Below are 23055 nucleotides of genomic sequence, written 5' to 3'. Positions count from 1 at the left end.
CCGCTTCTATGAGCGGAAGCGACCCGGAGTGGGGAATTTCAGTGAGCAGAACTGGGGAATTTCAGTGAGCGCCGTCAATCGTTCTGGACGATTCCGACTACACGGTCATTTCCAGCGTCGACGTCGGACACATCGGCCAGGAGGGTGTGCACGTCCGCCACAGCAGCACGAACGTCGTGCTGCGCAACTCCTACGTGCACGACACCGGACTCACCTCGGCGAGCTATGGCGAAGGCGTCTACGTCGGCAGCGCGAACAGCAACTGGAGTTCTGTCATGGGCTCCTCGTCCAGCCCGGACAAGTCCGACAACGTGCTGATCCAGGACAACCGGATCGAGGACAACCCCGCGGAGGCGATCGACATCAAGGAAGGCACGACCGGCGGACGCATCACCGGCAACACCTTCCGCCATTCCGGCTACTCCGGCGACAACTCGGCCGATTCCTGGGTCGACGTGAAGGGTAACGGCTATTCGGTCTCGGGCAACTCCGGATCCTCGACCCTCGAGGACGCGTTCCAGGTGCACTCCGTGCTCTCCGGCTGGGGCGGCGGGAACGATTTCGCCGGCAACACGGTCACCGGCGGCGTCCCCGGCTACGAGGTCAACAACGCCTCGAAGACCGCGGGCAACGTGGTGCATTGCAAGACCTCCGGTGCCGGAAGCGGCCTCACCAACAAGGGTTGCAAGTAAGTCTCACGCCTCCGCACGGAGTTGCGGAGAAAACACATTCCCACCCCCACCGAGGTGTTTTCTCCGCAACTGACCGACCGCCCAGTGGCACCTCGCATTGACCGCGCGACGCAATGGCCGCATGATGGCCACACAGGGCGAGCCGTCCTGCCGAGAGAGCGGACGAATCCCATGAGTGACACCGGTGCGTTTCAAATTGTTGTGGGCGTGGATGGATCAGAGCCGTCAGTGAAGGCGCTCGAGTGGGCGATCGTCGAGGCGAAGCTGCGGAGCGCAGAGCTCACCATCGTCACGACGTGGTCGTATCCGATCATGGCGGGGACCCCGGGAGATATCGTTCCAGAAGACTCCTTCAAAGAGGTCTGTGAGCGCATCCAGGCCGAGGCTCTCACAGCCGCGACCGATGCCGGCCTCACCGCGACAGGCCGCATCGTGCGCGGTAGTGCGGTCACCGTGCTCCTGGAGGCCGCCGAATCCGCCAGTCTCCTCGTCGTCGGCTCGCGGGGCCGCGGCGGCTTCACGGGCCTGCTGATGGGGTCGGTCTCCAACCAGCTCGTGCATCACGCCGCGTGCCCCGTGCTCGTCGTCCGGTCGAAGCGCGCCCCGCTGTCCCAGGGGTGACACCAGCGCCCGGGGCCCTGTGACTATCTACTCGGCCGGCAGAGCAGCACGATCAGGATGATCACACCGACGATCGGGAGCAACAGGAACCAGAGCCATTTCCAGGAGAAGCCCGCATCCCGCAGGCGCCGGACCGCGACTGCGAGGAACGGCAGCACGATGACCACGATCCAGAGCGTGGAGAACAACCCGAACGCCGACGTGGGATTGATCGTCGAATCCAGGGTGCTGAGCGCGAAGTCGACGATCGTCACGAAGAGCACCCACCACCAGTACTCTGAGCGGCGGGCGACTCCGGTGAACTGGCCGTATTGGCTGAACACGGACGAGATCGCTTGGCCGAAGGTCATTGGGGTTCCTGACTCAGAAGATGGATGCCGGTGCTACCGGACGTCCTTTCATCCTCCCAGATTCCGGCTAGCGGGTCTTGAGGTGGCGCATCTTGACGATGCTCACGGCGCCGGCGCCCGCAACGCCGTGCAGGCGAACGTGGACGTGATCACACGCGCTAGGTAATCCTGAAGGCCGCCATGGCGTTGTCGAGGAACTCACCGAATGGCCGCTGCTGATCCGACTCAAGCCACGCCACGCGTGCCGCCTGAACGATGGCCGCAGGTCGAGGGTCGCTCGCAGTCACGCTCCCGGCGAGCCGGGTGACCACTCGCCCGACGAGCAGCTCCTGCACCCGCTGCATCTTTTCGAGGTAGCGAGCGTTCAGCTGGGCGCTCCCCCGCACGATGCGCTCCATCGCATGGTTCGTCACCGGTTCGTCCACGGGCTTAGACCGCCCCGCGCCGGGTGTTCTTCGGCGAGATGGCCACGCAGGCCGTGCCCCACCTGCTCAACCAGCGTCTCGCCGAGCTGGCCGAGTGGAACCCCGTGTCGCTCCTCGCCGAAGGCAAATAACACCGTGGCGACCGTGCGGGCACCCTCATCAACCGAGCGATGCCCGCAGGTGAATCGCCGAGGACGGAGTCAGGAGCGGGTCGCGACCTCATCCCGCGAAAGCTCGATTCCGGCGAATGTGGGGTCGTCGTCGAAGGACTTGATGCGAGCCACCTGGTAGATGATCAACGCATAGACCGCCTTGGCGAGAATATCGGCGACGGAATAGCCGACCTGCTTGTAGACCCAGGCATCCGATCCGGAGATGTTGAGCAGCGGCAGCAGGTACGCGATCGGGTAGACGCCCCAACTGAGCAGGAGCAGGAACCGCAGCTGGCTCAGGATCTTGCGGACACCGGTCGGCTGCTGGTCGAGGGACTTGCTCAGTTGGACGAAGAGCACGAAGAGGATGTAGGCGAACGGGATGGTTGACAGCAGACCGAACAGTCCGCGAAGGCCATTGTCGCCGCTGATCTCCCCCGGATAACCGAGGATGATCATGAGCGCCGCGGCGGGAACGAGCCTCCGCAGGAGCGCCGACTGGACGGACCGCACGAGGGCGAGTACGGCGACGAGCTCGACGAGGAGCAACGGAACGGTGAGGAGCCAGTCGACGTAGCGGTAGCCCTCGTTGAAGCCGGCGCCGACGGCCTGAGAGTAGTCGCCCGTACCGCCGACGGCATCGGTCACGAACGCCGCCTTGAACGAGTCGAAGATGCGGAAGTAGTGGTAGGCGGCGATGCCGCAGACCACGATGGCCACCGTGATGGCCTGGCGGTACCGCGGCAGGATACGAGGCAGGGCGATCACGAGGAAGACAGCGGTGAAGAGCTGCGCCGCGATGACGAGCGACAGGAAGTTGTAGACGGTCTCGTACTGTCCGTGCGAGAGGATATCTGGAATCATGGCGTACTCCGTAGAAGTTCAGCGTTCCCGAGATAACTTAGTGTTTCAATTACATAGTAAGTAAGCTAAATCGTCAACATCTTTTTGGCCCGATTTCGCTAGGATCAGGTACACCAGTCGTGACGACACAAGGCTCGCTCCAGCGCAGGCCGGAGGAAACATGGACCACTCGGAACGGCCCCCGCACACGCTCAGTGGCTTTCCGGCCGCAGCTACCGAATTCGTGAGCGCCCTCGACGGCAACCGCCACCGCATCGCCGAGCGCGCCGGCGTCTCCGGAACCGAACTCCGTGCGCTCTTCCGGATCGCACGGATGGGGTCCATCACTCCGAAAGACCTCGCAACCCACCTCGGAATGACGACGGGAGCCGTGACAGCGATCTCCCGCCGCCTGGTCGACATCGACCTGCTTCATCGAATCGACCACCCCGGCGATCGCCGCAGTCTCTACCTGGAGCTGACTCCCCACGGACACGACGTCATGGGCGAGATCCACCGCGACTTCACCGACATGCTGTCGGCCTCCACCACGACACTGGACGCCGCGCAGCTCGAAGCGTTCACCGCTGCGCTCGCATCGGTAGCCGCTGAGGTGCGGATCAGATCGGCACAGCTCTGAGGCCTGGCCGGAACCTACACTGTCGGCGGATGCGTCATGTCGGTGAACGACAGAGCCGAGTCCCAGGCGAGACGACTGGAGGCCTCTCCCCGACCTGTGCGCACCCGATAAGCCGCCCACCGCGCGTAGCGCCCATCGGCCCGCCGCGCCAGCACCGGCACGGCACGCAGGTGCACGCCCTCCCTCGGCAGTTCTTCCCCCGGGAACGTCAGGGGCGTTGGACGTAGGGTGATTCCCCTCGGCAGGACGGGAACTCCGTCGCGCAGCAGTGCGGCTTTGCGCAGCGATACCTGACCGGGCGTCAACGCCACGGGTGCCAGCGGGATCCAGTGCGCGGGCACGACGGATTGCAACCTGTACGCCCGCTCCCCCTGGGTGAGGCCCTCCGGCCACGGATCGGGGACGGGCGGACGCTCGCTCGCGCGCCGCCGCGGATCCCCGCTTCGCCCCTGTACCGAGTTCTCGATGGCCCAGGCCATGTTGGCCATCTCGTCGCGCAAGAACAGCACGTCTTCGAGGGCCTCGCCCACGAGTGTGCCGACGGCCACGGGAGGCAGCACGATGCCGGGGAGCATCCGTCCGGCCGCCGAGGCAACGCCGAACATGGTGAACGCGGGATCGGCGAGCTCCGGAACCGTCACCACGTCGCCGAAGTCGTCGGTCAGGGTGACGGTTCCGACCCTGTTGACCGCGCCGAGCAGGCCGTCGACAGGCACGGCCAGCCAGTCATCACCCGAGGACAATGCGAATTCGGCAAGGCAGAGCCGTGCGAGGTCATTCGTCTGCGCCTCGATGGCGCCCACGTCGACCGCGCCGTCCTCGAGCTGCCAGTAGCGGTCGGCCGGCATGCCGGGGAACCGCAGCGGAGTGGCGAGCATAGTCGCCTCGCTGCCGACGGGGGTGCCGGCCGGTGCCTCGTCCGGCAGCCCGGCGCTGGCGCCCTCGACCCATTCGAGGTCGCTCCAGCGTACGGATGCCGAGCCGAATTGGGTGCCCCGGGCGAACACGGCGTCAGCCTCGTCACCGAAGCGCAGCGCGAATCGGTACTCCAGGCGTTCGGTCGACCAGGCGCCCCCGGAATCCGGCTCGCCGCCGAGCCAGGCCAGCCACTCGGCGATCGCCGAACGTGCGGCCGCGGCATCCGTCGCCTCGTCGATCCAGCCGGGATCCCCGGCGCGCAGCTCGGTGGCGAGTGTTCCCCCGTCGGGAACGGCGCCGCCGAGTACGACGAAGAGGCGGGCGGCCTGCGGGTCGTCGAGTCCGAGTGGATCGTTCGGGTCGTCGTCGAGGGCGAGTGGATGGCGACCCGTGAGCGTGCGTGCGAGCGCTTCTTCGCCGACGTCCGCAAGGAGGTCCACGAGCTGGGCTCCTGCCTCGGCGCGCTGTCGCAGGCCGTCGCCGAACGCGAGCTCCGGCACGTCCTGGATGAGCTCCTCGAGAAGCGCCCCCTCGCGCCACGGCCGCCAGTCGGCGTCTGCCAGATCGATCGCGGCGCCCGGCAGGGGGGCCCAGGCCGTGATCGGCAGCGCGCTCGACGCCACGTGCACCGACACGACGGATCCGGCATCCTCGCCGCTGAGTTCGCCGAACTGCCACTGCCGACCGAGCATCCACGCGGCATCGCCGATGCGCGCCTCGGCACCCGGGGCAGGGTCGCCGGTGACCGAGTCCGGCTCGAGCCGCACCATGGCCGGCGGGTCGGCAACCTGCAGCAGCTTCAGGATCCCCGCCAGGTTCTGGTCGGTCACCGCGCTGACCATCATGTCGATGGGAATCTTGACGGCCATCACTTCACCTCCGACAGGAACGGGATGCCGACCCCGGACCATTTCACCTTGGCCAGCTCCGTGAACTGGAGCCCTGTGCGGATCTGCAGCCAGGGGCTCGCCACGTAGATGGCGGGCAGGATGGCCGCGTCCCCCGGCGTGTGCTCATAGGTCACCAGCCGGGCCTTGGCCAGTTTCACGGCTTCCAGAACCGTCGCCACGACGGAATCGGTCGTCCACCTGGTGCCGTCTGGCGACACCGCGGAGAGCAGCACCTGCGGCGCCCTGGCCGATGCCTGGTTGGCGTGTACGGCGAGCCCGGTGGTGGCCCTGGCCGCGCGCAGCGGGTTGTCCGGCGCAGCTGGATCGAATGCTTTGGGGTCTGGTTGAAACGGCAGTGTCTCGGCCCAGCCGTCGATCGCGAGTCCGGCAAATGGGCCGGCGAAGTCGTCATGGCCGCCGACGAGTTCGACGACGAGGTGGCTCGCGGATGCCGCCGGCCAGGGGACGTCGTCGGGGAGAGACCCGGCCAGCCAGCGCTCCGTGCCCGCAGCCGGATCTCCGGTGGCGTCGTCGTGCTCGGTGAGCTGCACGATGCGGAGCGGGATCGGGATGCCGAGGGCCCCTCCGAGCAGTTGCGCCTCGGCGAGGCGGCCGACGCCGGCCTGGACCGTCGCGTGATCACGCAGGAAGGCGTTGATGTGTGCATGGGCCGGCTGTTTCTTCATGGCCGGCGTGACGATGGCGGTGTGGAATGAGTCGGTACCGGCGGGCTCCGTCAGCAGGGGCAGGAGCAGGAAACCGTCGCCGAGGATCCCCTCGGCCACGGCGCGGCAGGCGTCGACGATCTCGCCGGTGGTCGCTGGGACGTCGCGCGCCGGGTCGCGCAGGGCCACGAGCGTCGCCCGTGCCTGACCCAGGCGTGCGAACGCCGCCTGCCACGCGCCGACGGCCCAGGCGACGTTCGCGGGAATCGCAGTATCCGGAATCAGGGGGACGCCGAAGGCCGCGAGCCCGCGCACGGCGTCGATCACGTCGGCCACGGCATCCTCTTCGACCGCGAGGCCGTCGGAGTCGATGGCGGCGATGACCGCCTGGCCGGAGGCGAGCACAGCAGCGAGGGCGTCGAGCACAACGCCCACACGCGCGAGCAGCTCGTCGGTGTCGATCCGGCGTTCCGGGGCAACGCCGGTGCGCACGAGGGAGTCGGGGCCGAGCGGCGTTCCACCGGCAGCGAGCGAGCGAAGGCTGCCGGCGAGAGTGGCGGCGCGCAGCAGCCCGTCGGCCAGCGGCGAGTCGCCCAGAGCGGGTATGGCCGCACGCAGCTCCCGGTCGAGTGATGCCGCGTCGTCCGCGAAGACCAGGTCCAGGGCGGCCCAGCCTGCCTCGGCGAGGGTGTGACTGTTGGGGGCTTCGGTCACCGTGATGCCGGCAGGATCACCGAGGCGACGCGCCGCCCACGCTTCCAGCCTCGGTTCGGCGAGCGCGCGCGGGCGGGTGCTCGACCAGCCGGTCGCGCCGGCCGGGATGGCCGCGAACACGCCGTGGGTGAGGATGCGACCGGTCTGGCGCACGCCCAGGATACCGAGGTCTGGATCGACGGCGGCGCCGCTGGCCATGGCATCCATCGCGGCAGAGGCGCGCGACGGGTTGCCCGAAGAGTACTGCAGGACGCTCTCACTCAGAAGGGCATCCGAGACGGCGTCGAGTGTGGCCGCAGCTCCGCGCATGGCTGCGACCAGAAGGTCCCACTCAGCCTTCGACACGGGGTCCCAATTCTCGACGAAGGCGTTGTCTGGCTTCCGGCTGAGGCGGGCGCGCAACGGCGGGTTGACCACGGTGAGCGTATCGAGCGGGAACAGCCGCAGGAGTTCTGCGCCGTCGACGACATCGGCGGCGGCGACGCGCGCTGCCGCGACCTCCTGGGCCTCGTCGTTGCCGAGCTGATCGGTGGCCGCAGGCGCGATCTGCCGCAGGCTCAACTGGAACCGGGCCGCCGAGGTCCCGGCGAGGCCGCGTTCGATCTGGTACCCGAGCAGGGCGCCGATCGACTGCCCGGCCGCGACCCCTTCGAGCACGCGCCGGAGCTCGACGCCGCGCCGACTCGACAGGTCGATGGCGAACGGTTGTTTCCCCGGCAGTGCGCCGATGTTGGAGCGGTGAGCGCTCGCGAGGACGCCGGCGGCGACGGCGTGCGAGCTGCTGGGCGCGTGGATCCAGCCATCCGGATCGCTTCGGTTCGTTCCAAGACGGATCTGCTCGACGTAGCCGAACGCGCCGATGGTCATTCCGACGGGGGCGGTGGCCGCCAGGGTGGCCCGGCGTGCCGTCGCGATGCCCGTCGCCCACGCGTCGACTCGATGGGACGCCAGATCGAGCGCAGAGGCGACGGCGATGCGACGCTCGTCGAGCGGCGCCGCCGCGAGCGCGATCATGGCGGCGCGAACCTCGCCGCCCACGCCGAAGGCGTAGAGCAGTTCGGTAATGGCGCTGCTGCCGAGCCACCTCGCCTGCGCCGTGTCGCCGAGGTCGAGCGCCACCTGCGCCAGGGAGGTGCGGGCCTCGGCCACTGGTTCGATGGCGGCGATGCTCACACGCTCGGTCGGCTGGCCGTCGAAGTGCTGCACGGCAGCGACCCGCTCGGCGGCGGCGAAGAAACGCTCAGGGGCCGTATCGTCGACGGCGGCGTCGGCGGATGCCGCCACCGTGATGATCCTCCTGATCTCGGGGTCGAGCTCCACGAAGTCGATCAGCGGGCCGACGAACTCCTGGGGCGCGGCGCGGAACCTCAGTCGCTTGGCGCCGTCCCATGCGATGTCGAGCAGGGCCTGCAGCACGCTGTCGACCTTCGGTGTTGTCCCGGCCAGGATCTCGGCCACGACGTCGGCATCGCGCTCCGAAACGAGGGGCAGACCGATGGTGCGGGAGTCGTCGTGCGGCGCCGGAGTCTGCAGGATCTTGGCGGCATCGACGGAGAACTGCGCCAGCACGGCCGTGCGCAGGTGAGCCTCGGCCTGCAGTTGGGCGGGATCCGCTCCGGTCGCGGCGGCGAAGGACGCGAGCTGAGGGCCGTCGACCGCCGGTCGGGCGCGCACGCCGGTGGACACAGGGCTGGTGCCGAGCATGTCGAGCAGGTCCTGGTCATCGAGTTGGCCTCCGGGACGCACATGGGGAACGACGGGTGATCGGCTCACCCAACGGGCGAGCGTGCGCCGGATAAGAGGTACGAGCTGCGCCGTGGTCTCGCCGGAGCGCGGCTGCCAGGCGTCGAGATCCGTGACCGGCAGCACGCCGTATGGCTGGGCGCCGATGCGCAGCGCGGGGGCCGCCCCCGCTCCGCGCACGTAGTCGCGGTGCAGGCGCCGGGCCGACTCGATGCTTCCCGGGGTGACCGCGGGGATGGCGAGGTCGTCAAGGCGCTCGAGCACAGGCTCCCAGGTCGCGAACCAGAGTGCGGTATTGGCGGCGGCCTGAGCCTCGTCCAGGGTCGAGACCGGTCCGGCGGGGATGAGATGCTCGACGGATGCGGCGTCGAGACCGAGAGCTGCCGCGAGCAGGATGGCGTCCCGCGACGGCGTGCGCGATTCCACTGGCGGGGCGCCGGCGCTCGCGGCCGGACGATAGGGCGAGCGTTCGGCATCCGCATTGTTGGTGGCGGTTCCGGCGGCCAACAGGGAGACACCGTCGCTGAACCGGTGACTGGTGAGGAGGTCGACGAAGTCGGCGGCGTTGGCCTCCTCAGAGACCGAGTTGCGCGTTCCGACCACCACGATGCGGTCGATGAGCGTGGTGCCGCCGGGCAGCTGCACCTCCACCCCCAGGCCCGCCTTCTTGGCCGCCTCGAAGTCAACTGTCCACTCCGAGCCGACCGGCACGGTGAGGCCGGCTACCTGGCTCAGCTCGTCGTCGCCGAACGCGATCGGCGAGAGCGGCACGTCGGTCGCCACCGGCGAACCGGTCACCGTGATCGGTGCTGCTCCGTTCGGAAACACCCGCACCACGAACTGGTCGGGAAGGCAGCGGGCCACGGCGCCGTGGGCCACCTCCTCCGGTGATGCAGGGAAGATCGGGGCGCCCTGTCCTCGGGTGGCGAGGTTGGTGGGCGTCGTGACTTCGGCCACCCACCCGGCACGGCGTTCTCCCACGGCCGCGCTTAGTGCGGGCCAGGCGACCGCATCGGCGACGTCGGTCCAGACGGCCGACCAGTACGCCGCTCCGGCGGCGACCTCGGCATCCGTCACCGAGCGCAGCAGGCTGTCGATGTGCGCCTCGTCGGGCGAGATGCGCACCCGAAGCGTCGAAGTGCCCGGAGTCAGCTTGCTCTCGATGCGGACGGGTAGCAGCACCAGCGGAACCTCGGGAGACGCATCACACGGGTCGAGGCGGTCCCGCAACCCGCCGATGATCTCGCGCAGGTCGTCGTCGAGCGCGAGGATCTCGCCGCGCCGAACGTGGTCGGCCGGCCGCCGGATGAGCGTTCGGCGCTTCTCGGCAAGGGTGGCGATGCGCTCGCGAACTCTGGCCAGGACGGCTGGGGTCTCGACGGGCATGGTCTACGCCTCTCTCACGATGAGGTCCGTCGCCTGGAATGCGACCCGCACCGGACGGTGCAGGTGCTTCTCGGCATAGGCGGCGGAATGCGGTGCTGTGTCGGTGAGGTGCTTCTGGTCGGCCGGCAGCTGGGCGTCGGCCGGCCGCTGGAATCGGGTGGCGCTGGGATGCTCGGCGATGGTGATCCACCACTGCTCCCCGTCGAGCTCGTCGACGGAGAGGTCGACGCCCACGAGCGCGATGTCGGGATCGAGCACCTCGGAGAAGAGCACGGGGGCGGTCTGCTGCGGAGAGCCGACCTTCTCAAAAACCGGATCACGCACAGTGCCCTGGTTCTTCACCGCCTGGATGATGAGATCAGGGAAACGCCGCACAAGCTCGCTCTTGACCACGATCACGGCACGGCCGTCGCCACCGCCGAGGGAGATCTGCGCCGCGAGAGGCGTCGCCGGGAACAGGTGGATGGGTGTCGCCAGCTCGTCGGCTGTCGGGTTCCAGAAACGGTGGAAGTAGGTGCCGCGCTGGTCGGTCGGGTAGCCCCGCCAGAGCAGCTCCCGGCCCATTTCGTCGCTCAGGCCGACGAAGAACGCCGCCATGAACTCACTGTTGGTGGAGAGTACAGTGACGAAGTCGTTTGCCGGCAGAAGGCCGAGCCCGGGGACGAGCCACTCACGGTCGTACTCCTCGAGTGCGCGGTACATCGGCCGGTCGAAACGCGGCGCCGCCATGATCGGTGCGATACGCGGCTGGGCGAACCAGCGATCCGCGAGGCCAACGCTGAGGTGAAGTCTCCCGGCGAGGGAGGAGCGCACGGTGTGCCGGGGATCGATCTCCCCGATGATGGCGGCGGATGCGACGGCCAGGGCGTCGCGGTGCGGCACGGCATCGATCGTGAGCAGGGCCCCGGGATCGATGAGCGACGTCATCTCGGCGCGCAGCACGTCGAGCGGAAGCTCGTTGATGCGATCAAGGGCGGGGGTGAGCTTCACCTCGGCCAGGTCTGCGAACTGGGCCAGTCCGGCATCGAGTTCGGCCACGTCCCTCATGTCGCCGAGTTTCTTGAGGTGCTGCGCGTCGATGACCCTGAGGCCGCGTCCGCCGATGAGCACGTGGCCTTCGACCGGGACGCGACGGAATTCGCCGCCGCCGAGGGGAACCCGCACCGCGCCACCGCCCTGCCGGAGGCGGCCCACCGCGCCGCCGATGGGTGATCTCCTGATGATCGGCGCGCGCGGGTTCAACGGTGCGACGATTGGGCCGACCTCGAACGGGTGCAGGTCGACAGGGTGTACGTCAACGGGGTGTACGTCAACGGGGTGTACGTCGACGGGGTGCACGTCGACAGGGTGCACGTCGACAGGGTGCACGTCGACAGGGTGCACGTCGACAGGGTGCACGTCGACAGGGTGCACGTCGACAGGGTGCACGTCGACAGGGTGCACGTCAACGGGGTGCACGTCGACAGGGTGCACGTCGACGATGCCGAGGTCGACCAGCACCCGGTCGTTCAGGTTCACGGCCGTACCTTTCAGGCGTTCGCGCAGCGGGCTGGCGATCGTCGCCTTCGAGAGCGAGAGCTCGGCGGCGAGCGGGCCGATGCGCTGGGCACGGATGGACTCGATCGCGGGAACGGATGTCGAGCGCAGCAGCCGCTCGCTCCACCTTGTGGCGAGGTCCGCGCGCAGGTCGAAGCCGGTGTCGACGGCCTTCCAGCGGCTCGGCTCGGTGAGGTAGGTGGCGAAGCCGCCCGTACCCTCGACGCGTGCGTTCGCCTCCTTCAACAGTCCGCCGATGGTGTCGATCGGAGCGCCGATCGCCGCACTGACGAGCTGCAGGTCGAGGTGGGCGACGACATCGGCCGTGAGCCGCCCGATGCCCTCGGGGTTCGCGTATACCCGGGTGAAGTCCCGGAGCCCCGCGTCCGTTCCCACGACGTTGCCCGCGCGTTCGCGGGAGGCGGCATCCGTTCTCCTGATCATCGGTCCGGCCGGGCGGGTGACCCGCCGAAAGGCGCTCGTCGTCGCTGCGACCGGGGTCGAGCTCAGGACCACATCGGCGAACAGCGTGCTGCCCGCAGCGACCGAGATCCGGGTGGCGAGAGGAGCGGCGACCTGCAGCAGGTGCCCGGCCTGCAGCTCACTGATCCTGCCGTGGAGCCTGGTGGCGAGCAGTTCTGCCAGCTGTGCCAGGCGGATGGCGCGATTCGCCGCCTCCACCTCTCCGAGCTGGGCCCACGCCGACTGCATCAGACGCTCCTGGTCCCTCTGTACCACCCGGGTTCCAAGCCCGCCCACGATGCGCTTCACCGGAGCGAGGTTCAGCTCGGCGAACCAGTCGGAGCCCTCGATGACGGCACTCCCGCGATGCAGCTTGGCGTAGATGCGCGGGCCGATGATGGGCAGGTCGGGCACGCCATCCGTCTGCTCCTGCGTGCCCTCGATGGCGGCAGGCAGATCGAGTTCGGCGCGCAGGCCGTCGACCATTTCGGCGGGCCAGACCGCCGTCTCCGCGATCTGCTGCTCAGGAGTTGACGGCGCGCTCGGCGAGAACAGGGCACAACGCAGCACCTGCTTGCGCCCGACCTCGTCGGCACCGAGGGCCCGCAGTGGCTTGCCCGGCTGCGACGTGTCGATGAACTTGCGCCCGACCTCGTAGGGTGCGGCGATCCCCTGCAGCTTGATCGCGAGCGAGCGGAAGTCGCCGTCGGGACCGGTGCGGAACTCCCAGCTGTCGTAGACCGGGAGTCGCACCGGGTCTGGTGAGGAACTGGTCCAGGCCGGGTCGAGGGTGCCGCCCGCGAGGCCGAGACCTCCGCGCACGCCCACGTCGGTCGTCGGCACGAGGGCCGCGATGTAGTCGGTGTCCTGTTTCAGGATGCGCGGTGAGATGACCCGGGACAGGTTGACGGGAGCGTGCGCTGGTGAGAACCGGGCGGAGAGGTCCTGCCCTGTCGTCGTGGCCGGTACCTGGGCATGCGCCCACAGGTCGGCGCGAGTGAGCGTCGGCAATTGCGCGAGCGCCACCTGGAACACGGGGAGCAGTGTCCTGGACGCCGGCTCGCGCATGACCGTCGAACGCTCGAGCACGACGAGAGTAAGCCAGGGACGCATGACCGGAGCCTGCTGTGCGGCGCTGAACGCCCACGGCAGCTCGGGGCGATCGAATTCGATGTGGGCCAGCACCGTCTCCTCGGCTGTGCGAACGCCCGGGGCGGGGAAGCGCCGCACGATCTGCGCCGGGTCGATGCCGCGCACGTCGCCCGGACCGTACAGGGTCACCGAGAGGTCTGCGGATGCCGATCCCCCGGCGCTGTCGGTCAGGGGAACCTTCACCTCGGAGCTGGAACGCACCTTGCCGGGGGGCGGAGCGCTCGCCGCTGCGGAGAGGCCGCCGACGACCGTCGACGCGAACTCGAGCGACTCGATCGCAACGGCGCTCTCATCGAAGTCGTCCTCAGGAGCGATCGCCAGGGCGAAGGCGTCGCGCACCACATGAGTGGCCGTGCGGTCGAGCGGCGCGACGACGCTCGCTGCGATGGCATCCAGGTCGGCCATCAGGTCACCCCTTCACGATCATGCGCGTCGCAGTTGCGGCGCTCTCGGTGTTGATTGCCGCTGTCACGAGCGCGGCCTGCGTGGCGCTCAGTTCTCCGAGGCCGGCGAGCAGCGCCGCACCGGTGGCGGCATCCGCGATCCTCGACGAGCCCTTGTCGGAGACCGTGACACCGGCGTTCGGCGGAGCCGGCTGCGTGTACGGATTGCCGACCTCGCGCACAGCCCTGCCCACGTTGGTCTTCGTGGCATAGGAGTTCGCGATGGTGGCGAACGTCCCCGTGAACTCGATCATCGCAGATGGCTCGTCGGGATTGCGCACGTAGGTCTGGTACGCCACGGTCGCCGACGTCGGGGTTCCGACCTTCGGGGTGGTCGCCGCGGCGATGCGGCATCCGCCGGTCATGTCCTCGAAGCCCGAGCGGGCGAGCAGGGACTCGCCCTCGAGCGCGAAGAACTGCCCGGGGGCGAATGCCGTCCTGAGCTCGCTGACGGCGCCGACGAGCCCGGAGTCTGGGGTCGCCGTCGGAGTGCCGATGGTCACCATGTCGGCCTTCACCGATGCCGAGCCGATGCGCGCGATCTTGACGCCCAACGGCACCTGGGTCTGCGACACCTCGACTCCGGCCAGCGGATGCCCGATTCGGCCCTCGACGTCGTCGACCTCGGCCAGGGTGACGAGTTGCGCGGCGTGGTCGGGCAACTGTACTTTCCAGGCGTCGGGCTCGTTCATCGCCGCTGCGGCGATCTGGAGGGCATCGACCGTGGCGATGAGCGGCGGCGGCTTCTCACCCCACTCGACGGGACCGAGATCCTCATCGAAGGTGGGGAGGAACCAGACGTCGACCTTGATGTGCCCAGCCAGGCGGAACGGTTTGGTCCCCTCGAGCGAGCCGCGGAAGACGATGGAGCAGAGCGTGAAGCCGAGCAGCTCAACCTCGACGCCCACCTCGATGGTGATCTTGAAGGCGAAGCGCGGCGCCCAGATGAAGATCATGTCGAGCGTGAGCCAGGCCTTCGCCACGATGACGGAGAAGTCGGCGTTGAGGCGCCCATCGACGCCGAGCATGACCGAGCCCGCCGTGATGGCGAAATACGCCTTGATGACAAAACTGATCGCCTTGGACGGCGAAAGGTCGATGGTGACCCTGTCCATGTCACCGAGCTTCGGCTTGCCGCCCGTCAGCTTCTCGTACTCGGGGTGAAAGCCGCCGACCGAGAACTCGAACGCTCCGTTGCCCGACCACTGGATGCAGAGGCCGAGGTCACCCGAGATCTTGATGCCGGCCACGGTGGAGTCGCGCATGCTCGCGAACAGCAGCAGGTAGTCGGGGGTGATCGCCACGAAGACGTCGGCGCGGATGTCGGTGATCGGCGCCTCCTTTGTCGGCACTCGCACCCGCAGGGAGCCGAGAATGACGATCATCGGATCGGGAAGCGCGAGCACCACGCCGAGCTTCATCTCCACGAACTTCGCCTGCGAACCCCAGCCGAGTTCGACGATCGGGCCGAAGACGAAGCCGCCGTCCTTCGGCGGGAACACGTGCGCCACCTTCTCGAGCAGCTTGGGCGCCTCGGCGACGGGGTTGTCGGGGAACAACATCTTGTCGAGGATGTGCTCCTTCATCCCGGAGCGGAGCTCTTCGAGGTCGAGACCGCGGTTGAGCGCCAGGATGCCACCGATGCCGTTCAGAGTGAATCCCATGCTGAGGTCGATCGCCACGGGGAAACGCACGCCGATGACGAGCACGATGGAGAACGGGTCCGGCGAGAGGATGACTATGGCCGACAGGCCGAACTTGAGGATCTGAAGCTGGACGACCCCGCCGAACTCGACCCGCTTCACGTCCTGCCCGCCGACCTTGTAGGTGCGCTCGACGCGTTGGATGAACCCGCCTCCCGTGACGGGGCCTGCCTTCACTCGCAAGCCGATCGCATCCGGCCAGCGAGGCGAGACGGGGAGGTTGAAGACGGCCTGCTGCTCGGCCTCACCCTCGGGTGTCACCACGAAACCGGAGCCGACGACCTGCAGCCCGATGACATCCCCCAGCTTCGCGGCGATCGACGTGGTGAGTTCGAATCCGGTGACCTCCCGAGCCGGGTTGCGCACGAGCCCGAACGCCACCTCGCGCAGTTCGACCCCCGGGAACGAGAAACGCGTGGGCAGAACCGCCTTCTCATTACCGCGGCCGTCACCGATGTAGAACCCCTGTCCGGTGTCGAGCGAGACCGTCGTGAGGGTCGTGGCCTTCGGGTCTTCGGAGCCCGGCATGACCTTCGCCAGCAGGGGGTCGCTCGTGAGGCCGGGCTGCAGGATCGTGCGGAAGCGCAGACCGAGGATCGCCACATCGCCGATGAACCACTTGCCGTCGCGCTCCAGCAGGCTGGTCTTCTCCTCGGCCGTCGGGTTCGCGATCTCGCGGTCGCTGAACTGCAGGAACGCCTCGAACGTGACCTGGTCGAGCGTCATCGCGCCCAGCTTCACCTGGCCGGAGCGGAGGAATGTGGCAGCCAGGAGGAACTTTCCGTCGGTGCGGTCGAGGGCGAGGTTGTCGCCGAGCTTCTTCACCAGGTCATCGACGCCGAGCACGTTCTTCCCGAAGCTGTTCAGAAGCTTGCCGGAACCGGCGCCGAGATTCTTGAACGGTTGCGCCCACGGGTTCCAGAGATCCATCAGGCCGGAACGGATGGTCTCGTCGACGGTGCCGTCCGCCTTCTTGGCCAGCTCCTTGGCGACGATGTTGAACGCCTCGTCCATCGCGGCGAGGGCCATGCCGATGCGCACAGCGACCCTCGCGGCGGTATCGACGTTGAAGTCGTCCTTGTCGATGTCATCTGCCGACTCCTTCACCATCTTGGCGATGAGCTCGGTCTGCTTCTTGATCTTCTCGGCAATCGGTTCCACCAGGGCGACGGCGGCCTTGATGTCGGCCTTGAGCTTCTCGAAGGTCGGCTTGACGTCGCCGACGGCGCCGAAGGTGACGATCGACTCGAGGAACGGCACCGTGTCCTTGAAGGACGTGCCGCTCATGGCGCCGAGGCGTGAATTGGCGAAAGCTTCGATCCCGTTGAGGAATCCGGTTCCGATGTCGGTCATCGTGTCCCACTTTGTGTTCAGGAGCAGCGCTGGCCTGCAGTCCTGGCTTCGTGCGTCCGTCCGCAGTGCTGCGGACGTTTCGGCTCCGGGCGCGGAACGACGAGTGTGCAGACTCGAAGCGCGAGCGGAGGACGCCCGAACACAGCGGGCATCGCGAGAATTCAGTTGTTCCGGGGGTGGTCAAGTGGCGCGACGTTGCGGGAGCTGAGAACTGATCTGGGCAAGAGCATAGACCCGGGGCAGGGCGGGCGTCTAGAGCACCGTCCCTCCTCACGTCAGCACGAATGGCAACGTCGTACTATCGGAGAATGAAGGTCATCGCGGTCTACAGCACCAAGGGTGGGGTCGGCAAGACAACGACGGCCGTGAACCTCGCATGGGAAGCATCCCGGAACTCGCGTGTTCTGCTCTGGGACCTCGACCCGCAGGGAGCCGCGACCTTCGTTCTCAACGTCAAGCCCAAGGTCAAGGGCGGCGTGAACTCGCTCGTCACGGGCAGGACAGATGCAACGGCATCCGTTCGGGCCACGGCATACGAGCGACTCGACGTGCTGCCCGCCGATGACAGCTACCGTGACCTCGACCTCGTGCTCGACGCCGCGAAGAAATCGACACATCGTCTCGGGCGCATACTCGAGTCGGTCGCCAGAGAATATGACGTCGTCGTGCTCGACTGCCCTCCGGGATCGTCCCTCGTCGCAGAGAACGCCCTCCGCGCAGCCGATGTCGTGGTCGTTCCGCTGATTCCGTCCCCGCTCTCCCTGCGGTCGCTCGACCAGGTGGTCTCGATCGTCACGGAGTCCGCGAAGTCCACACCCATCCTGGCGTTCCTTACGATGGTCGATCGGCGCAAGACCGGGCACCGAGTCGCAGCCGAATCATTGCACGGCGCCCGACCGGAGGTGCTTGCGATCAGCGTGCCCGCGACCGTCGTGGTCGAACGGATGGGTGCCGAACGAGCCCCGGTCGCAGCCTTCGCCCCGAACACGACTGCCGCCCGCGCCTACAAGGACCTCTGGACCGCAGTCGCCGCAGCGGTGCATCTCACGAAGCCGGCCACAAAGCCCACGAAGAAGAGCCACCCCAAGGCCCATTGACACGCGACCCTGCCGGGAGGCTGTATTCGACCGCTATCCCGTGGTCTGGCGCTCTGGCCGCAGGAAACGGGTCTGCAGGGATGCCCAGGGGCTAGAACTGGGCCGGTCGAGAGGCCGAGCCATAGCCTTCGAGGGGAGGCGGGTAGCCGTGCATCGCGAGCAGCTCCGGCGCGTACTGCTCGTCACGGCCGCCAAGGATGATCGCCCAGACGAACGGCAGGAACATGCCGAGCACGAGCATCCCGGAGTCTTTTCGGAACGCGATCCCAATGCGGTACATGCCGATGTAGACGAACACGGAGGAAACCACATTGCCGCCGGGCACAAGCCCCAGCCACACCCAATTGCCGCTCTGACCGCCGAGCCGCAGCAGCGTCCACGTCTGCAGGAAGGGAACCCACGCCTTCCAGGAGGGTATTCCCGTCTTGCGGAACAGTGTCGCGAGCGACGCAGCAAGGAGGAGGTAGCCCGCGAGGAACGACACGAACACGATTCCCGCGGTCGCGGTGAGGACCACGCCCAGTGCCGGTGTGAGAGCGCCCAGATCGAAGCGGCTGAAAGGCCCCTGGCTCGCGAGCGTGGCCAGCGGCGCCGAGAGCGCGCGATCGTTCGCATCGATCGCGAGACAGGCGACAAACCGGTCTCCGACGGCCCACTCCTCCTCCGTCGGATTGAACCAGATGTACGTCAGCCAGCTGGGCACGCCGGAATCGAAAGCTGCACCGCAGCGAGATTCACCGACCGAATTCAGCTGAGCCGTCGACGGGTAGTCGCCGGCAGGGAAGGTGAACGTGTTGTACACCTCGCTGCCGTGCGGGGAACCGCAGTCAAGGATGTCGACCGTGTCGTAGACGACTGTATTCGCGGAGATGTCCGTGCACTGTCCTGGCGTGAGCTGGCTGAACGGTTCCGTGTCGACGACCAGAGAACCGTGTAGATCGGGAGCACCGGGCGCCCCGCTGCTCCCTGCAGATGACTGCGGCCACGCGCATCCCGAAAGGGCCAGAAGCGCGAGCACACCGATCATCCCGCCGAGGACTGCTCGTCGTGCCACAAGTGCGGGCCGCAGCGGGCCGGAGCGTGTCGTCATCGACATGATCCTATGGGCGCGACGAACAATGATCCGGGCACCGATTGTCCGGCGTGTCGCCGAGCCCAGACTGGCGAGAGGTTGTGGCACCCACAGCGGCACTTGTGGCGAAAAAAACCTGTGCCTGGAAACAAAAGAACCCCTGGTTTCCGCGGAAACTCAGGGGTTTTAAGCTGGGGTACCTGGACTCGAACCAAGAACAACTGAACCAGAATCAGTCGTGTTGCCAATTACACCATACCCCATTGGCCGTTGGCCTCTCCGAAGATCGGCCGACTCGTAACTCTAACCCACAGAGCGGATGCTGGCCAAACTGAGCGCCACATCGGCGGGTTGCGAGCCCCGAATCATCGGTTCACGCCCGTCAGCTCGCGACCACCGGCGAGCTCGCCGCGTCAGCGGCCACGACCGCAGAGAGCACTCCGAGCCGGGCGAGCGACTCGCCTCGGCCGAGGATCTCCATCGACTCGAACAGCGGCGGCGACACCTTCCGGCCCGAGATCGCGACGCGCAACGGCCCGAAGGCGACCCGCGGCTTGAGCCCGAGCCCCTCGATGAGCGCAGCGGTGAGCGCCTCGTGCACCCGGTCGTGGGTCCACTCGGCCTCGGGAATGCTCTCGAGGGTCGTGCCGGACGCCGCGAGGATCTCGGCGGCATTCTTCGGGAGGCTCGCGAGGGCATCCGCCTCGTGCACGAGCGCGTCGCTCGTGACGAACAGGAACCCGAGCATGCCCGGCGCCTCGCCGAGCAGCGCGATGCGCTCCTGGATCAGCGGCGCCGCGGCCGTGAGCACGGCCTGGCGGGCGTCGCCCAGCGGCAGGTCGACGACTCCGGCGGAGACGAGGTAGGGCACGATACGCGCGGCGAAGTCAGCTGGCTCGAGCAGGCGGATGTGGTCACCGTTGATCGACTCGGCCTTCTTGAGGTCGAAGCGCGCCGGGTTCGGGTTGACGTTCTCCACGTCGAAGGCGGCGACGAGCTCGTCGACGCTGAAGACGTCCTGGTCCTTGGAGAGTGACCAGCCGAGCAGTGAGAGGTAGTTGAGCAGCCCCTCGGGGATGAAGCCGCGCTCGCGGTGCAGGAACAGGTTCGACTCGGGGTCGCGCTTGGAGAGCTTCTTGTTCTTGTCGCCCATCACGTAGGGCAGGTGGCCGAAGCGCGGCACGAAGGTCGTCAGGCCGATCTCGATCAGCGCGTGGTACAGCGCGATCTGGCGGGGCGTCGAGGACAGCAGGTCCTCGCCGCGCAGCACGTGGGTGACGCCCATCAACGCGTCGTCGACCGGGTTGACGAAGGGGTAGAGCGGATGCCCGTTGGGGCGCACCACGACGAAGTCGCTGAACGAGCCGGCCGGGAAGGTGATCTCGCCGCGGACGAGGTCGTCGAAGCTGATGTCGGTGTCCGGAACCTTGAGCCGCAGCGCGGGGGCGCGGCCCTCGGCACGGTAGGCGGCGCGCTGCTCCTCGGTGAGGTCGCGCTCGAAGTTGTCGTAGCCCTGCTTGGGGTCGCGGCCGAGGGAGACGTTGCGCGCCTCGATCTCCTCGCCGGTCGCGAAGCTCTCGTAAATGTGGCCAGAGGCCTTGAGCTGCTCGACGACGTCCCGGTAGATGTCGTAGCGCTCGGACTGGCGGTACGGCCCGTGCGGTCCCCCGGCGTCGACGCCCTCGTCCCAGTCGAGCTTCAGCCAGCGCAGCGCGTCCTTGAGCTGCAGGTAGCTTTCCTCGCTGTCGCGGGCGGGGTCGGTGTCCTCGATCCGGAAGATGAAGGTGCCGCCGGTGTGCCGCGCGTAGGCCCAGTTGAACATGGCCGTGCGAACGAGACCCACGTGCGGGGTTCCGGTCGGTGAGGGGCAGAACCGTACGCGAACATCCGTGCCGGTCGCGGTGGAAAATGGGTACACAGTGGTCTCAGACATCGGTATCGAGTCTACTTGGCGCGTCGATCACGCGGTGGGTGCACGCGGGGACAGGTGCGTGCCTGCGTGCGTGCGGGGCACTATCGGGCGGATACGGTGAGCGATGCGAGTGCGCGGAGGGTCTCCCCCAGCGCCGGCACGCCAATGGCCCCGTCAGCGGTGACGGCATGGAGCGTGCGATACTCTCCCGGCCGGGTCGGACGGATCAGCACTCCCGACCGAGCGCCGACGGAGTCGATCGCGAGCGTCGGCAGCACGGCGACGCCGATACCGGCGCCGACCATGCCGAAGACCGCGGCGACATTGTCGGTCTCGTAGGAGATGTCCGGAACGAACCCGCGCCGTTCGCAGAGCTCGAGCAGGTGCCCGCGGCAGCGCGGGCAGCCGCCGATCCAGCGCTCGCCCGCGAGATCGCCGAGGTCGATCGACTCCGCATCGCCGAACCGGTGGCCGGCCGGAACCACGAGCAGCACCTCGTCCCGTCCGAGCGTCGTGACCGAGAGCCCCTCCGCACTGTCCCGGTGCGGGTCGACGAGGTCGCCGGGGTAGCTGAACGTGATCGCGAGGTCGACGCGGTTCTCGCGCACGAGGGCGACGGCCTCGGGTGGTTCGGCTTCGACATAGGTGATCGACAGCCCCGGATGCCGCCTCCCCAGGTCGGCGAGCAGGCGCGGCACGATCGTCGCGGACGCAGAGGGAAAGGCCGCAACCCGCACCCGGCCGGCCCGGAGACCCTGGAGTTCGGCGAGGTCACCTGCGGCGGCGTTGAGGGCTCCGGTCACGGTACGGGCGTGCCGGGCGAGCAACCGGCCGGCCTCGGTGAGACGCACACCCCGGCCGACCCGCTCCACCAGGGCGAGTCCCACCCGCAGCTCGAGGCGCTTGAGTTGCTGGCTGACCGCGGGCTGGCTGTAGCCGAGGGCGCGGGCCGCTGCCGTGATCGAACCGTGCTCGGCGAGAGCCTGAACGATGCGCAGCGAATGGGAGTCGAGGGCGGAATCGGCGAGAGGCATCCTCAAGGATAACGCTGGGTTATGGTTTCTATCACTCACTGGCGATTGTCGAATGAGTGCGAGCGGCGGATGCTGGAGGAATGACCAGCCCAGCCTCCCCCGACACGACCCGCTCGCGAATCGACGGTCCGCCACTGGGCATCCCCGCAGCCCGGGCGCAGTTCCCCGGCGGGCGCGGGTACCTCGCCGCCTGCACGCTCGGGCTGCCGACGGCCGGAACGGTCGCGGCCCTTCGCGCAGACCTCGACGCCTGGGCGAGCGGCTCTGCCTCGGCCGCAGGGTACGCCGCGCTCGTCGAACGGGTGCGTGCCGTCTACGCGCGGCTCGTGATGGTACCGGTGCGCCGGGTGGCAATCGGTTCCCAGGCTTCCGTGCTCGCGGGCCTCGTGGCCGCGAGCGTTCCGGACGGGTCGGAGGTGCTCTGCGTCGACGGCGACTTCAGCTCGATGGTCTTCCCGTTCCTGAACCAGGCCCACCGCGGCGTCACTGTGCGACACGTTCCGCTCGCGCACCTGGCCGAGAGCATCACGGGTAACACCTGGTTGGTCTCCTGGTCACTCGTCCAGTCCGCGACGGGCACTGTCGCCGAGACGACGGCGATCATCGCCGCTGCGCGCCGTCACGGGACCTTCACCCTGTGCGACACCTCACAGGCAGCCGGGTGGATGCCTGTGGACGCCTCGGTCTTCGACGCCACGATCTGCCACGCGTACAAGTGGTTGTGCGCGCCGCGCGGCGTGGCTTTCCTCACGATTGCCGAGGGGTTCGGCTCCGTCGTGCGCCCGGCCCAGGCCGGCTGGTACGCCGGCGAGGACGTCTGGGGCTCCTGTTACGGGCCGGGAATGCGGCTCGCGGCCGACGCCCGTCGTTTCGACGTGTCGCCGGCGTGGCAAACCTGGGTCGGTGCGGAACCCGCCCTCGAGTTCTTCGGCACACTCGACCTGGCCGAGGTGCGACGGTACGACGTGGGCCTCGCCGACGCCTTCCGCGCCGGACTCGGCATCGACCCGACCGAACAGACCGGCCAGGCCACCGTGACGTGGGCGGATGCCGCGGGCACCGACCTCGCGCGCCTCACGGCGGCCGGACTCACGGCATCCGGTCGGGCGGGCCGCGCTCGCGTGGCCTTCCACCTCTGGAACGATGCCGACGACGTTCAGGACGCGCTCCGCGCCCTCGGCCGCTGACGCCGCAGCCGCTGACAACGCGACCGCCGGCACCGCGTGAGGTGTGGGCGCGCCGGGGGGGGGGG

The 23055-nt window shown here is 68.2% G+C and carries 15 protein-coding genes and 1 tRNA gene; 5 read left to right on the top strand and 11 right to left on the bottom strand.

Annotated features, from left to right (window positions below):
- The first annotated feature begins 77 nt into the window (after positions 1–77).
- The gene (locus QN357_RS08660; protein ID WP_323504766.1) at positions 78–692 is read left to right on the top strand and encodes a right-handed parallel beta-helix repeat-containing protein; all 615 of its coding nucleotides are present in this window, start codon (positions 78–80) and stop codon (positions 690–692) included.
- Positions 693–863: 171 nt separating this feature from the next.
- On the top strand, positions 864–1313 hold the full coding sequence (locus QN357_RS08655; RefSeq protein WP_134447419.1) for a universal stress protein: 450 nt from the start codon (positions 864–866) through the stop codon (positions 1311–1313).
- 23 nt (positions 1314–1336) lie between these two features.
- Here the strand turns inward: QN357_RS08655 and QN357_RS08650 are convergent, their stop codons facing one another.
- From QN357_RS08650 to QN357_RS08640, 3 genes are all read right to left on the bottom strand, one after another.
- Entirely contained in the window at positions 1337–1663 is a 327-nt protein-coding gene (locus QN357_RS08650) for a DUF805 domain-containing protein (protein WP_134559367.1), read from the bottom strand.
- A gap of 158 nt (positions 1664–1821) precedes the next feature.
- On the bottom strand, positions 1822–2088 hold the full coding sequence (locus QN357_RS08645; protein ID WP_134447415.1) for a hypothetical protein: 267 nt from the start codon (positions 2086–2088) through the stop codon (positions 1822–1824).
- A gap of 200 nt (positions 2089–2288) precedes the next feature.
- Positions 2289–3104, bottom strand: coding sequence for a bacteriorhodopsin (locus tag QN357_RS08640; protein ID WP_134447413.1), 816 nt, complete (start codon positions 3102–3104; stop codon positions 2289–2291).
- Positions 3105–3264: 160 nt separating this feature from the next.
- Here QN357_RS08640 and QN357_RS08635 point away from each other — a divergent pair, with 160 nt between their 5' ends.
- Positions 3265–3723, top strand: a complete 459-nt coding sequence (locus QN357_RS08635; RefSeq protein WP_134447412.1) for a MarR family winged helix-turn-helix transcriptional regulator — start codon at positions 3265–3267, stop codon at positions 3721–3723.
- Positions 3724–3737: 14 nt separating this feature from the next.
- On the opposite strand, the gene QN357_RS08630 is transcribed toward QN357_RS08635, so the two are convergent.
- Genes QN357_RS08630 through QN357_RS08615 form a run of 4 tightly spaced genes read right to left on the bottom strand, consistent with a single transcriptional unit; the run spans position 3738 to position 16688 of the window.
- Positions 3738–5510, bottom strand: a complete 1773-nt coding sequence (locus QN357_RS08630) for a hypothetical protein (protein WP_134447410.1) — start codon at positions 5508–5510, stop codon at positions 3738–3740.
- Entirely contained in the window at positions 5510–10039 is a 4530-nt protein-coding gene (locus QN357_RS08625; protein WP_322140869.1) for a hypothetical protein, read from the bottom strand. The genes QN357_RS08630 and QN357_RS08625 overlap by 1 nt, the downstream gene beginning before the upstream one ends.
- Before the next feature lie 3 nt (positions 10040–10042).
- Positions 10043–13594 carry a hypothetical protein gene (locus QN357_RS08620; RefSeq protein ID WP_323504765.1) on the bottom strand — a complete coding sequence of 1184 codons (3552 nt, stop codon included), beginning with the start codon at positions 13592–13594 and terminating at the stop codon, positions 10043–10045.
- Positions 13595–13598: 4 nt separating this feature from the next.
- On the bottom strand, positions 13599–16688 hold the full coding sequence (locus QN357_RS08615) for a DUF6603 domain-containing protein (RefSeq protein ID WP_323504764.1): 3090 nt from the start codon (positions 16686–16688) through the stop codon (positions 13599–13601).
- Between the two features lie 308 nt (positions 16689–16996).
- Between QN357_RS08615 and QN357_RS08610 the strand changes: the two genes are divergently transcribed.
- Positions 16997–17785 (top strand): ParA family protein, encoded by a 789-nt coding sequence (locus QN357_RS08610; RefSeq protein WP_134447403.1) that lies wholly within the window; start codon positions 16997–16999, stop codon positions 17783–17785.
- Between the two features lie 91 nt (positions 17786–17876).
- On the opposite strand, the gene QN357_RS08605 is transcribed toward QN357_RS08610, so the two are convergent.
- The 4 genes from QN357_RS08605 to QN357_RS08590 all read right to left on the bottom strand — a co-directional run bounded on the left by QN357_RS08605 (position 17877) and on the right by QN357_RS08590 (position 21803).
- Positions 17877–18875 (bottom strand): DUF5684 domain-containing protein, encoded by a 999-nt coding sequence (locus tag QN357_RS08605; protein ID WP_322135594.1) that lies wholly within the window; start codon positions 18873–18875, stop codon positions 17877–17879.
- A 173-nt stretch (positions 18876–19048) separates the two neighbouring features.
- A tRNA-Gln gene (locus QN357_RS08600) sits at positions 19049–19120 on the bottom strand.
- Between the two features lie 119 nt (positions 19121–19239).
- Positions 19240–20790 (bottom strand): glutamate--tRNA ligase, encoded by a 1551-nt coding sequence (gene gltX / locus QN357_RS08595; RefSeq protein WP_322140872.1) that lies wholly within the window; start codon positions 20788–20790, stop codon positions 19240–19242.
- Positions 20791–20870: 80 nt separating this feature from the next.
- Positions 20871–21803 (bottom strand): LysR family transcriptional regulator, encoded by a 933-nt coding sequence (locus QN357_RS08590; RefSeq protein WP_322140873.1) that lies wholly within the window; start codon positions 21801–21803, stop codon positions 20871–20873.
- 80 nt (positions 21804–21883) lie between these two features.
- Here QN357_RS08590 and QN357_RS08585 point away from each other — a divergent pair, with 80 nt between their 5' ends.
- Positions 21884–22990, top strand: coding sequence for an aminotransferase class V-fold PLP-dependent enzyme (locus tag QN357_RS08585; protein ID WP_322135592.1), 1107 nt, complete (start codon positions 21884–21886; stop codon positions 22988–22990).
- Positions 22991–23055 lie beyond the last annotated feature (65 nt).

The sequence above is a fragment of the Cryobacterium sp. RTC2.1 genome (assembly GCF_035018685.1).
Lineage (GTDB): Bacteria > Actinomycetota > Actinomycetes > Actinomycetales > Microbacteriaceae > Cryobacterium > Cryobacterium glucosi.
This window is presented reverse-complemented; position numbering and strand designations above follow the sequence as displayed.

Excerpts from the sequence above, each read along its gene's own strand:
- QN357_RS08620 (WP_323504765.1), bottom strand. The coding sequence starts at position 13,594 with ATGGCCGACCTGGATGCCATCGCAGCGAGCGTCGTCGCGCCGCTCGAC.
- QN357_RS08625 (WP_322140869.1), bottom strand. The coding sequence starts at position 10,039 with ATGCCCGTCGAGACCCCAGCCGTCCTGGCCAGAGTTCGCGAGCGCATC.
- gltX (WP_322140872.1), bottom strand. The coding sequence starts at position 20,790 with ATGTCTGAGACCACTGTGTACCCATTTTCCACCGCGACCGGCACGGAT.
- QN357_RS08655 (WP_134447419.1), top strand. The coding sequence starts at position 864 with ATGAGTGACACCGGTGCGTTTCAAATTGTTGTGGGCGTGGATGGATCA.
- QN357_RS08650 (WP_134559367.1), bottom strand. The coding sequence starts at position 1,663 with ATGACCTTCGGCCAAGCGATCTCGTCCGTGTTCAGCCAATACGGCCAG.
- QN357_RS08610 (WP_134447403.1), top strand. The coding sequence starts at position 16,997 with ATGAAGGTCATCGCGGTCTACAGCACCAAGGGTGGGGTCGGCAAGACA.
- QN357_RS08590 (WP_322140873.1), bottom strand. The coding sequence starts at position 21,803 with ATGCCTCTCGCCGATTCCGCCCTCGACTCCCATTCGCTGCGCATCGTT.
- QN357_RS08615 (WP_323504764.1), bottom strand. The coding sequence starts at position 16,688 with ATGACCGACATCGGAACCGGATTCCTCAACGGGATCGAAGCTTTCGCC.
- QN357_RS08585 (WP_322135592.1), top strand. The coding sequence starts at position 21,884 with ATGACCAGCCCAGCCTCCCCCGACACGACCCGCTCGCGAATCGACGGT.
- QN357_RS08605 (WP_322135594.1), bottom strand. The coding sequence starts at position 18,875 with ATGACGACACGCTCCGGCCCGCTGCGGCCCGCACTTGTGGCACGACGA.
- QN357_RS08640 (WP_134447413.1), bottom strand. The coding sequence starts at position 3,104 with ATGATTCCAGATATCCTCTCGCACGGACAGTACGAGACCGTCTACAAC.
- QN357_RS08635 (WP_134447412.1), top strand. The coding sequence starts at position 3,265 with ATGGACCACTCGGAACGGCCCCCGCACACGCTCAGTGGCTTTCCGGCC.
- QN357_RS08630 (WP_134447410.1), bottom strand. The coding sequence starts at position 5,510 with ATGGCCGTCAAGATTCCCATCGACATGATGGTCAGCGCGGTGACCGAC.